Below are 10,796 nucleotides of genomic sequence, written 5' to 3' on the forward strand. Positions count from 1 at the left end.
CAACGATGATGGATATTCGTTTCGATAGCACCACCGTTCACTATCCCGACGGCACATGCGCGCTGGATGGTGTGTCCTTCACGGTCCCTGCGGGGCAATTTTGCGTCGTGCTGGGCCATTCGGGTGCCGGAAAGTCCACCCTGCTGCGCACCGTCAATGGCTTGTCCGCCATAACCGGCGGTCGCGTGGTGGTGGGCGGCAAGCCGGTCGATCGCAAGACCCTGCCCTTCTTGCGTCGCCGCATCGGCATGGTTCACCAACATTATGGCCTGACCGCCAGGGCCAGCGTCGCCACCAATGTCATGGCCGGCGCGGTGCCTGCCATGCCCTTCTGGCGGGCGCTGTCGGGCTTTTATACCCCGGCCTTGCAGGACAAGGCCTGTGCCCTCATCGCGGCTGTCGGCCTGGACGAAGCGCATCTTGCCCGCCGTGCCGATCGGCTGTCGGGTGGCCAGCAACAGCGCGTCGGCATCGCGCGCGCCTTCATGCTGGACCCTGCCATCATCCTGGCCGACGAACCGGTCGCCAGCCTCGATCCCCGGCTCAGCCGCGAGGTGCTGGATCTGTTGCGGACGCAGGCGCGCGAACGGGGCGCGACCGTGCTGTGCAGCCTACATCAGGTCGATCTGGCACGCGATTATGCCGACCGGATCGTCGCCCTGCAGGGTGGCCGGGTCGTGTTCGACGGCCCGCCCGCGATGTTCGACGACTATGACGCCAAGCGCATCTATGCAAAGCAGGATGCCTCCGCCCCGGTCCAGGCGGTGCTGGCATGACCGCGCAGGCGCCCACCCGCTGGTCCTACCCGCGCCCCTATGGCAGCGGCACGATACTGGCGCTGATCGGCGCGGCCCTGCTGCTTTGGTATACGGGCCAGCGCGTCGAAATCGGCCGGATGGTGATGATGACGACGCAGGCCGTTGCCGTGCAATTCGGCCTGGCCGAGCAATCACAGGTCGCCGACGGCCTTGGCAACGCCATCGGCCAGCTCGTTCCCATCCAGCTTTCCGAGCGGCAGGAGATCAGCCGGATCGAGGGTTTCGATCCAACCGACCTGCCATTCCTTTCCCATGTCGAGGTCGTGGAACGTCGCGTGGAAACGATCAATCCGCAAACGATGCGGATGGAAAGCCGCCCGGTCCGAACGACCTATCTGGTGCAACCGCTGGGCTATGTCTGGCTGGTCGCGGCCAAGATGCTGGAGACGCTGGAAATCGCGCTCTGGGGCACGATCGTCGCCATTCTCATCGGCTTTCCGCTGGCGTTGCTGGGCGCGCGCAACATGATGCGCTTTGCGGCCATCCGCATGATGGCGCGCGGCATCATCGGCTTTTGCCGCGCCATTCCCGAACTGGTCAGCGCCCTGTTTCTCGTCATCGCCTATGGTTTCGGCCCGATCGCGGGCATATTGGCGCTTGGCCTCTATGGCGCAGGTTTCCTCGGCAAATTCTATGCCGACGATGCCGAAAATGCCGACCCCCGGCCACAGGAAGCCCTGACCGCCATCGGCGCGGGCAAGATGTTGATGTGGCGCTATGCCATCCTGCCCCAGGTGCTGCCCCAATATATCGCCTACACCCTCTACATCCTCGACCGGAATGTCCGCATGGCGACCGTAATCGGGCTGGTGGGTGCGGGCGGCATCGGTCAGGAACTCAAGGGCCGCTACGACATGTATGAATATGGCCATGTCGGCACCATCCTGATCGCGATCTTCATCGTCGTTCTGCTGCTGGATCGCAGCGCCGGACGGCTACGCAAATCCCTTTTATAACCCCCCATCCTATCGATCGGAGCGGCCATGTCCCTGAAGAACAGACGCGATTTCCTCAAGACCGCCAGCGTGGCGGGGACCATGGCGGCCATACCGGGCAGCATCGGGCGGGCACTGGCCATCGCGCCCAAGCGCGTGACCGGCACGATCAAGGACGTGAAGCATATCGTCATCCTGATGCAGGAAAACCGGTCCTTCGATCATTATTTCGGCACGCTCAAAGGGGTGCGGGGTTTTGGCGATCGCCATCCCATCCCCCTGCCCGACAATCGCCCGGTCTGGTGGCAATCCAACGGCGCGCGCGACCTGCCGCCCTTCCATCTGGATACGGAGCGGACCAACGCACTCAAGGTGCCGGGCACCCCACACAGCTTTTCCGACGCGCAGGCCGCCTGGAATCAGGGCAAATTCGGTCTGTGGCCCAAATATAAGACCGATTATTCGATGGGCTATTACAAGCGGCAGGATATTCCCTTCCAGTTTGCGCTCGCCGAGGCCTTCACCATCTGCGACGCTTATCATTGTTCGGTCACCAGCGGCACCGACCCCAATCGCATCGTCTTCTGGTCCGGCTCCAGCTTCGATCCCGCCATCGCGGCCAAGGGCGTGAATTGCCGGGACACGCATTCGGAACCCAATAATCTGCGCTGCTGGATCAAGGGCGCACTGCCGGAGCCTGGCTACACCTATGCCGGCAATGCGCTGGAATGGGCGACCATTCCCGAAGTGCTGGAGGCGGCCGGGGTCGACTGGCGCATCTATCAAGACCCTAACGACAATTGGACCGGCGCGATGCATGGCGGCCTCGCCTTCAAGGGGTTCCGCGATGCCAAGCCGGATTCTGCCCTCTATCAGCGCGGCATGAGCGCCTTTTCGCTCGAACAGTTCGCCAAGGATGTGAAGGACGGCACGCTGCCTGCCGTAACCTGGATCTTGCCGCCCAAGGAGCGATCGGAACATCCCAGCGCCTCCACCCCGATCGAGGGTGCGGCCTTCACGGCGGAGGTTCTGGACGCGCTCACTGCCAACCCGGACCTGTGGAGCCAGACCGTCTTCTTTCAGACGTTCGACGAGAATGACGGGTTGTTCGACCATGTGCCGCCGCCCGCGCCGCCGTCCTATAATCGCGACGGCACGATGGCGGGCAAGGCGACGCTCGACCTGGCGGGCGAATATTTCGACGATCATGAGGATAAATATACGTCGCGCGATGACGATGTGAGCGGCACGACACGGCCCTGGGGGCTTGGCCCGCGCGTGCCCATGTATGTCGTTTCGCCATGGAGCCGGGGCGGCTGGGTCAACAGCGAGATATTCGATCACACTTCGGTCGGCCAGTTCCTCGAAAAACGCTTCGGTGTCACGATCCCCGGCATCAGCCCATGGCATCGCGCTGTCTGTGGCGACCTGACCAGCTGCTTCGATTTCAGCCAGAGTAGCGATGCCACTTTCCCCGACCTGCCCGATGTCAGCGCCGCCAGCGCGATCCTGGCCGATCATCTTGCCCGTCCCAAGGCGCTGCCGCCGCGCGCGCCGCAGGACATGTATCAGGAAGCGGGTATCCGCCGATCGCGCGCCCTGCCCTACATCCTCCACGTCGATGCCGTCGCGACGAAGGATGCTCTAACCCTGACATTCACCAATGAAGGACGCGCCGGTGCCGTCTTCCACGTCTATGACAAGCATAGGCTGCATCAGATCCCGCGCCGCTACACGGTGGAAGCGGGCAAATCGCTGAACGATCAATGGGCCGCCAACGATCAGGGCCGCTTCGACCTCATCGTGCTTGGTCCCAATGGCTTCGTCCGGGGCTTCACTGGCGATCTGGCGCAGGCCGCCGCCGCGCCGGTCCTCACCGCCCGTTATGATGCGGCGGGCAAGGCCATGCGCCTGCGTCTCGCGTCCGATGGATCGACCCCTGCCAGCGTCACATTGGGCAAGGATGCCTATGGGGTTCAGGCCGACCGGGCGGTCATGGTCATAGGCGGCAGCAGCACCAACGAACGCTGGCCGGTGGCGAAGAGCGAAGACTGGTATGATCTGACCGTCGCCATGGCGGGCATGGACATCCACCTGGCCGGACGGGTCGAAACCGGACGCCACGGCATCAGCGACCCGCTCATGCGGGCCTGAAGCCGAGCAAAGGCAAAAAAGGGGGCTGGCCGAGACATCGGCCAGCCCCCTTTTTCATGACCAGCCTACAGGTCGGCGACGCGCATCTCTATCTCGGTCGAAACGGCGGACTTGGCATCATATTGGTCCGCGACCACGCGATAGGCCGTGGTCCAATGTTTGCCGTCCACCTCGAACCGGCAATAGCCCCGCTGACGGCCATTATAATGGCGCACATGCGGGTTATCAGCGCGCGATTGCTCCATCGCCCCAGCCCATGGACATTCCGATGCGATCGACGTTCCGGCAAATTCATGCCCGATCCTGCGGGATTTGGCGTTTAACGGCTCGGCATGCATCGTCATGGCCGCCGCACAATGCCAATCGCCGCTGATCGCCACAGGATTGGCCACGCCATCGCCCAAAACATCCAGCAACTGCTGACGCGCGACAGGATAGCCATCCCAACTGTCGAAGTTCACCGCGGCAGGCTCTGGCGCCTTATTGTAGCGATAGGGTGACAACCAGCATTGAGATGCCAGTACGTTGAACGCCGCGTCCGATCGATTCAGCGCCCCATAAAGCCATTGTTCCTGCGTCGCCCCCAGCATCGACCGGTCGGGACGAGCCGCTTCCGCGCACGGCACTTGCCCCGGAAAGCCATCACCGCACACCTGATCGGCGCGAAACTGGCGGGTGTCGAGCAGATGCACCTGCGCCGGGCCAAAGCGATACAGACCATACATCTGCAGACTGCTCTCGATCCCGTCGATGATCGGCGGCTTTTCGATCGGCATATGCTCATAATAGGCCTTCAAGGCGGCCAGTTTGCGGACCTTCCATTCCAGCGGCGTCTGCGCTTCGGGATCCTGCGGCGTATCGCCTGCCCAATTATTGTCGATTTCATGATCGTCCATGGCGACGATCCACGGGCTGGCCGCCCGCGCCGCCTGGAGCGCGGGGTCAGAATTGTAGAGCGCATAGCGGTTGCGATAATCCCAAAGGCTCACGATTTCCGCGCTATTATGCTGACGCACGGTGCGGAAGACGCGCTGTTCTCCGGCCAGATCGACGCGACGCTCGCCCAGCGGGCTGATACCCCCTTCATAGATATAATCGCCGACATGGATCACGCAGTCCGGCGCCCAGGCCGCCATATCGGCAAAGGCGTTGAAATAGCCGCTCTGCCAGGATTGACAGCTGGCAACCGCCAGCTTGACCGACGGATCGCGGCGATTGCTGGTGCGGGTCCGGCCGATAGCCGTCTCGAACGCACCCACCGTAAACTGATACCAATATTCGCGACCCGGCTGCAGTCCCTCGATCAGCGCATGCACCGAATGGCCTTCGCTCGCGCGCGCAACAGCCTCACTCTCGCGGACAAGCCTGCGCTGTTCCGCATCGGCCCAGACCCGGTAGCGGACCGGCACGTCGCTCGACGGCATGCCGCCGCCTTTCAGCGGGTCAGGCGCAAGCCGGGTCCACAGGATCACACTGGTATCACGCGGCGCGCCGGACGCGATGCCCAGTGTGAACGGATTCACCTTGATCTGCGCGCGCACCAGGGACGATGTTAGAAGCGCGGTGGCGGTCGACGCTCCCAGAAACAGGCGACGTGTGAGCATATGGAATCTCCCCTGCAGACAGCGGATGCTGGCCAAGAGTGAAATATACTCAATATCATTGCATATTTATGTGAGAATTATACATATCCGTGCATGGAGTAGGATCTGATTTGTTCCGCTATCTCCTATGTCGCCAAGCCAAAATGGGGTCGGACCGGCGAACGCGCCTAGTGTATAATGCGGGCAAAGGCCGCCACACCGTCGATCGTCGGCGCGGGTAAGGATGTCGGTTCGACGGTTGGCAAAGACGGTGCGCCATCGCCTGCGAATATTGCCTCGATCGTGCGGACGCAGAGCGCCACGCCATCGTCGGCGAGCATATACCAGACCTGCTTGGCCTCCTTGCGGTTCTGCACCAGGTCGGCGCGGCGCAGTTCGGCCAGTTGCTGGCTGAGCGCTGGCTGGCCGATGCCCGTGATCTCGGCGATCTCGCCGACATTGCGTTCGCCGCGCAGCAGGCAGGACAGGATCATCAACCGCTGCGGCTGGGCGAAGACCTTGATCTTTTCAGCGGCCAACGCCGCGGCGTCGCGATCCACATAAAGCGCGCTCATGCGGACGCCTCGAACCGGCAGAACCAGTCGGGTGCTGCATCGGTCCCGTCAGCGGCGGGCAGCAATAGCGGCTGACCGTCCGTCCAGCCCTCAGGCGTCAGGCTGCTTGCGCCATCGACCCGCTGCAACGCGCGCAACAGGCGCAGCATCTCGTCCACCGAGCGGCCGACATTATGCGGATAGCAGGTCGTCGCGCGAACGACCCCCTGCGGATCGATGAAGAAGGTCGAGCGCATGGCCATGCTGTCGACGGCTGAGTCATCGATCATCCCATAGGCGCGGCCGACCGCCATGCTGGGATCTTCGATGATGGGAAAGTCGATTCCCACGCCGAACAGATCGCGCAGCGCGCGGACCCAGGCGAGATGGGCATAGAGGCTGTCCACCGACAGGCCGACCAGCTTGCAATCGAGCGCGTCGAAATCCGCCTGACGCCGCGCCAGCGCGGCGAACTCAGTGCTGCATACCGGCGTGAAATCGGCGGGGTGCGAAAAGAAGATCACCCATTGGCCGCGCAGCGCCGAGAGTTGAAAATCGCCCTTGGTCGATCGGGCACGGAAATCAGGGGCCATGTCGCCGATCCGCACCGGCCGCCGTCCATCTGTCATCACTTCGTTCATGCCTGTCGTCCTGCAATCCTGGCCACCATGAGGCAACCCCTTGACGGCCTAGCTCTATACATATACATGATTCATGTAAATATGAAACTAAAGGAAAGTCGCATGTCCGACCCCGCATTGACCAAAGCCCAGACGCAGATCCTCGCCGCCCGCGAAGGCGTGCCCGTGATCAAGTCCTTCTTCGATCCGCCGACCTTCACCGTGACCTATGTCGTGCATGACGCGCAGACGCATCGCGCCGCCGTGATCGATAGCGTGATGACCTATGATCCCGCTTCCGGCCGCACGAATGTCGAATCCGCCGATCCGGTGATCGCCTATGTCGAGGCGGAGGGGCTGACCGTCGATTGGCATCTGGAAACCCACGCCCATGCCGATCATCTCTCGGCGGCTCCCTATCTCCAGCAGAAGCTGGGCGGGAAGATCGCGATTGGCGCGCATATCTGCGAGGTGCAGCATATGTTCGGCAAGCTGTTCAACGTCGGCGCGGAATTTCCGCGCGATGGATCGGACTTCGACCATCTGTGGGCCGATGGTGACAGTTTCGCAATCGGCACCCTGTCGGTCACCGTGCTGCATGTGCCCGGCCACACCCCGGCCTGCGTCGCCTATGTGATCGGCGATGCGGTATTCGTGGGCGATACCATGTTCATGCCCGATTATGGCACCGCGCGCGCCGACTTCCCCGGCGGCGACGCGCGCACCTTGTTCCGGTCGATGCGCCGGTTGCTGGAACTGCCGCCCGAAACCCGGCTCTTCCTGTGCCATGACTATCTACCCGCAGGCCGCGACCATTATGTCTGGGAAACGACCGTGGCGGACCAGCGCCGGGCCAATATCCACGCCCATGACGGCATAACCGAAGACGAATTCGTCGCCATGCGCGAAGCGCGCGACCGCACGCTGGACATGCCGCGCCTGATCCTGCCCTCGGTTCAGGTCAACATGCGCGCGGGCCATCTGCCGGTCGCCGAGGATAATGGCGTCGCCTATCTCAAGATCCCGGTGAACCAGCTATGATCCCCGGCTTTCCCGATGCGCAGCCGGTGGCGGGCCTCATCGGCGGGCTGATGATCGGCGTGGCGGCGGCGATCATGCTGCTCGGCCTCGGCCGGATCGCGGGCGTCAGCGGGCTTGCGGCGCGGGCCGTTGGCTTCACGCAGGGCGGCGCACCGCGCAGCGTCGCCATCGCCTTCATCCTCGGCTTGCCATTGGGTGCGCTGGTCGTGGCGCTGCTGTCGGGCGGCGTCCCGGCCAGCTACCCCGCGCCCGCCCTGCTGATCGTTGCCGGCCTGATCGTCGGTTATGGCACGCGGCTGGGGTCAGGCTGCACCAGCGGCCATGGCGTATGCGGCGTGTCGCGCCTGTCGCGCCGCTCGCTCACCGCCACCGCTTTGTTCATGGGCAGCGGCTTTGCCACCGTGGCGATCCTCCGTTTGGCGGGACTTTTGTGATGCGGGTCATCCTTGCGCTACTGTCCGGTTCGCTGTTCGGCGCGGGCCTTGCCCTATCGGGCATGGCCGATCCGATGCGGGTGCGCGCCTTTCTCGACCTGTTGGGACCGTGGGATCCGACGCTGGCCTTCGTCATGGGCGGCGCGATGATCCCGATGGCGCTTGCCTGGATGGTGCAGAAGCGGATCGAGCGCCCCATTGCCGATCAGCAGTTCAACCTGCCCGAAACCAGAGGGATCGACGGCAAACTTGCGCTCGGCGCGATCCTGTTCGGCATCGGCTGGGGCATAGGCGGCCTGTGCCCCGGCCCCGCCCTCGCCAGCCTGGCGCTCGCCCCGGCGGCGGTCGCTCCCTTCGTGCTGGCCATGCTGGGCGGCATGGCGCTGCACCGCGTCACGTCAAGACCATAACCGGCACGCCGGACCAAGGAGGATCATCATGGATATCAAGCGGCTGACCCCAGCCTTCGGCACGGCCCCGCAACTGACGCCGCACGATGTCGAACAGGCCGCGCGCGACGGATTTCGCGCGATCATCTGCAACCGCCCCGATGGCGAGGAGGATGGCCAGCCGACCGCTGCCGACATCGGTGCGGTTGCCAGAGCCGCTGGCCTCGCTTTCGCGCACATCCCCGTAACCCCCGGCGCGATGACCGATGCCGATGCGCAGGCGATGCGCCACGCGCTCGATACCCTCCCTGGCCCGGTGCTGGGCTATTGCCGGTCAGGCGCGCGCGCCGAAAAACTGGCGGCGATGGCGGACGCACTGGTCGCCGGACAGGACGCCACCCCTTATGATATCCTGATCATCGGCGGCGGCAGCGCCGGGATCGCCACGGCCGCCAGCATCCTCAAGCGCCGCCGGGGCATCCGCCTCGCCATCGTCGAACCGAGCGACGATCATTATTATCAGCCCGGCTGGACGATGGTGGGCGCGGGCGTGTTCGACAGCGGCTTTACCCGGCGTAGCGAGGCGCACCTGATCCCGAACGGCGCGACCTGGATCAAGGGGTCGGTCAGCCATTTCCAGCCCGATGACAAACAGGTGCTGCTCGATGACGGGCGGCGGATCGGCTATGGCGTGTTGATCGTCTGCCCCGGCATCAAGCTCGACTGGAACGCCATTCCGGGCCTCGCCGATGCGCTGGGCCATGATGGCGTCACGTCCAATTATCGCTACGATCTGGCCCCCTATACCCATCGTCTGGCCAAGGCGTTCAAGGGCGGACGCGCACTCTTCACCCAACCACCCATGCCGATCAAATGCGCAGGCGCACCGCAAAAGGCGATGTATCTGTCCTGCCACCGCTGGGAAAAAGCGGGCGTGCTGGCGCAAAGCGACGTGCAGTTCCACACCGCCGGTCCAGCGCTGTTCGGGGTCGCCGCCTATGTCCCGGCGCTGATGGACTATGTCGATCGCTACGGCATTCACCTCAATTTCGGGTCGAAGCTGGTGGAGATTGATGGCCCGGCCAAGACCGCCATTTTCGAGCAGGCGGACGGCGATGGCGTCAAGCGCGTGGCGGAACGCTATGACATGATCCATGTCGTCCCCCCGCAGGTCGCGCCGGACTTCATCCGCAACAGTCTGCTCGCCGCCCCCTCCGGCTTCGTCGCGGTGGACGAGGCGACGCTGCGCCACCCGCACTACCCCGATATTTTCGCGCTCGGCGATGCCTGTTCCGCATCCAATGCCAAGACGATGGCCGCCGCGCGCAAGCAGGCGCCGGTGGTCGCGGTGAACGCGCTGGCCGCGCTTGATGGCCATCCCCCGGTCGCGGCCTATGACGGCTATGGCAGTTGTCCGCTGACCGTGGAGGCCGGCAAGATCGTGCTGGCCGAGTTCGGCTATGGCGGCAAATTGATGCCCAGCTTCCCCAACTGGCTGATCGACGGCACCCGCCCGTCACGCCTGTCCTGGCTGCTCAAGGATACCATCCTGCCGCCAGTCTATTGGCATGGAATGCTCAAGGGCCGCGAGTGGATGGTCAAGCCCCAGCCGATCGAGTCGCAGTCATGATGGACCTGACCCAATATCTGCTGGGCGGCCTGTCGGGCAGCCTGGTCGGCTTCGTGCTGGGCCTGGTCGGCGGCGGCGGGTCCATCCTGGCCGTGCCGCTGATGGTCTATCTGGTCGGCGTGCCCAACCCGCATGTCGCCATCGGCACCAGCGCGCTCGCCGTTGCCATCAATGCCGCGACGGGCCTGGCCAGCCATGCCCGCGCCCATCATGTCAAATGGCGCTGCGGCGGCATCTATGCCGCAGCGGGCATCGTCGGTGCGCTCGCCGGATCGACCTTTGGCAAGATGGTGGATGGCGACAAATTGCTGGCCCTGTTCGCGCTCGTCATGCTGCTGGTCGGCGTGCTGATGCTCAAGGGGCGCGGCAATGCGGGTAATCCTGGCGCGGAATGCAATCGCGAAAAAGCGCCCAAGGTGGTCGGCTATGGCCTTGGGTCGGGCTTGTTTTCCGGCTTCTTCGGCATTGGCGGCGGTTTCCTGATCGTGCCGGGCTTGGTCGCCTCGACCGGCATGCCGATGCTGATGGCGGTCGGCACGTCGCTCGTCGCCGTTACGGCGTTCGGCCTCACCACGGCCGCCAACTATGCCTCTTCCGGGCTGATCGACTGGCCGCTCGCCGCGGTGTTCGTGGCGGGT

At 64.1% G+C, this 10,796-nt stretch carries 11 protein-coding genes; 8 read left to right on the forward strand and 3 right to left on the reverse strand.

Translation table 11 applies throughout. The features are described 5' to 3' along the window. From IL54_RS13800 to IL54_RS13810, 3 genes are all read left to right on the forward strand, one after another. A partial coding sequence (locus IL54_RS13800) for a phosphonate ABC transporter ATP-binding protein (protein ID WP_237748884.1) occupies window positions 1-776 on the forward strand: 776 nt, incomplete at its 5' end. Continuing rightward, window positions 773-1,774, forward strand: coding sequence for a phosphonate ABC transporter, permease protein PhnE (gene phnE / locus IL54_RS13805; protein ID WP_037476451.1), 1,002 nt, complete (start codon window positions 773-775; stop codon window positions 1,772-1,774). The genes IL54_RS13800 and phnE, both read left to right, overlap by 4 nt. Window positions 1,775-1,801: 27 nt before the next feature. Then, window positions 1,802-3,907, forward strand: coding sequence for a phosphocholine-specific phospholipase C (locus IL54_RS13810; RefSeq protein WP_037476452.1), 2,106 nt, complete (start codon window positions 1,802-1,804; stop codon window positions 3,905-3,907). 65 nt (window positions 3,908-3,972) lie between these two features. Here the strand turns inward: IL54_RS13810 and IL54_RS13815 are convergent, their stop codons facing one another. The 3 genes from IL54_RS13815 to IL54_RS13825 form a co-directional block, all read right to left on the reverse strand. Continuing rightward, window positions 3,973-5,511 carry an alkaline phosphatase D family protein gene (locus IL54_RS13815; protein WP_037476454.1) on the reverse strand — a complete coding sequence of 513 codons (1,539 nt, stop codon included), beginning with the start codon at window positions 5,509-5,511 and terminating at the stop codon, window positions 3,973-3,975. A 167-nt stretch (window positions 5,512-5,678) separates the two neighbouring features. Further along, window positions 5,679-6,065 (reverse strand): ArsR/SmtB family transcription factor, encoded by a 387-nt coding sequence (locus IL54_RS13820; RefSeq protein ID WP_037476456.1) that lies wholly within the window; start codon window positions 6,063-6,065, stop codon window positions 5,679-5,681. Further along, complete coding sequence (locus IL54_RS13825) at window positions 6,062-6,685, reverse strand: peroxiredoxin (RefSeq protein WP_037476458.1); 624 nt, start codon at window positions 6,683-6,685, stop codon at window positions 6,062-6,064. Before IL54_RS13825 ends, IL54_RS13820 begins: the two co-directional genes overlap by 4 nt. Before the next feature lie 102 nt (window positions 6,686-6,787). Between IL54_RS13825 and IL54_RS13830 the strand changes: the two genes are divergently transcribed. The 5 genes from IL54_RS13830 to IL54_RS13850 form a co-directional block, all read left to right on the forward strand. Next, the gene (locus IL54_RS13830) at window positions 6,788-7,705 is read left to right on the forward strand and encodes an MBL fold metallo-hydrolase (RefSeq protein WP_037476460.1); all 918 of its coding nucleotides are present in this window, start codon (window positions 6,788-6,790) and stop codon (window positions 7,703-7,705) included. Further along, window positions 7,702-8,139, forward strand: a complete 438-nt coding sequence (locus IL54_RS13835; RefSeq protein ID WP_037476462.1) for a YeeE/YedE family protein — start codon at window positions 7,702-7,704, stop codon at window positions 8,137-8,139. Before IL54_RS13830 ends, IL54_RS13835 begins: the two co-directional genes overlap by 4 nt. Then, a complete protein-coding gene (locus tag IL54_RS13840; protein ID WP_193378857.1) occupies window positions 8,139-8,549 on the forward strand; it encodes a DUF6691 family protein in 411 nt (136 codons plus the stop codon). Before IL54_RS13835 ends, IL54_RS13840 begins: the two co-directional genes overlap by 1 nt. A gap of 28 nt (window positions 8,550-8,577) precedes the next feature. Then, complete coding sequence (locus IL54_RS13845) at window positions 8,578-10,158, forward strand: bifunctional protein tyrosine phosphatase family protein/NAD(P)/FAD-dependent oxidoreductase (protein ID WP_037476467.1); 1,581 nt, start codon at window positions 8,578-8,580, stop codon at window positions 10,156-10,158. Then, window positions 10,155-10,796 (forward strand): sulfite exporter TauE/SafE family protein (locus tag IL54_RS13850; protein WP_037478695.1); only part of this gene is annotated, 642 nt, incomplete at its 3' end. The genes IL54_RS13845 and IL54_RS13850, both read left to right, overlap by 4 nt.

The organism is Sphingobium sp. ba1 (genome assembly GCF_000743655.1).
Taxonomy (GTDB): Bacteria; Pseudomonadota; Alphaproteobacteria; order Sphingomonadales; family Sphingomonadaceae; genus Sphingobium.

Coding starts and splice junctions, on each gene's coding strand:
- IL54_RS13840 (WP_193378857.1), top strand. CDS start 8,139: ATGCGGGTCATCCTTGCGCTACTGTCCGGTTCGCTGTTCGGCGCGGGC.
- IL54_RS13810 (WP_037476452.1), top strand. CDS start 1,802: ATGTCCCTGAAGAACAGACGCGATTTCCTCAAGACCGCCAGCGTGGCG.
- phnE (WP_037476451.1), top strand. CDS start 773: ATGACCGCGCAGGCGCCCACCCGCTGGTCCTACCCGCGCCCCTATGGC.
- IL54_RS13835 (WP_037476462.1), top strand. CDS start 7,702: ATGATCCCCGGCTTTCCCGATGCGCAGCCGGTGGCGGGCCTCATCGGC.
- IL54_RS13825 (WP_037476458.1), bottom strand. CDS start 6,685: ATGAACGAAGTGATGACAGATGGACGGCGGCCGGTGCGGATCGGCGAC.
- IL54_RS13820 (WP_037476456.1), bottom strand. CDS start 6,065: ATGAGCGCGCTTTATGTGGATCGCGACGCCGCGGCGTTGGCCGCTGAA.
- IL54_RS13830 (WP_037476460.1), top strand. CDS start 6,788: ATGTCCGACCCCGCATTGACCAAAGCCCAGACGCAGATCCTCGCCGCC.
- IL54_RS13815 (WP_037476454.1), bottom strand. CDS start 5,511: ATGCTCACACGTCGCCTGTTTCTGGGAGCGTCGACCGCCACCGCGCTT.
- IL54_RS13845 (WP_037476467.1), top strand. CDS start 8,578: ATGGATATCAAGCGGCTGACCCCAGCCTTCGGCACGGCCCCGCAACTG.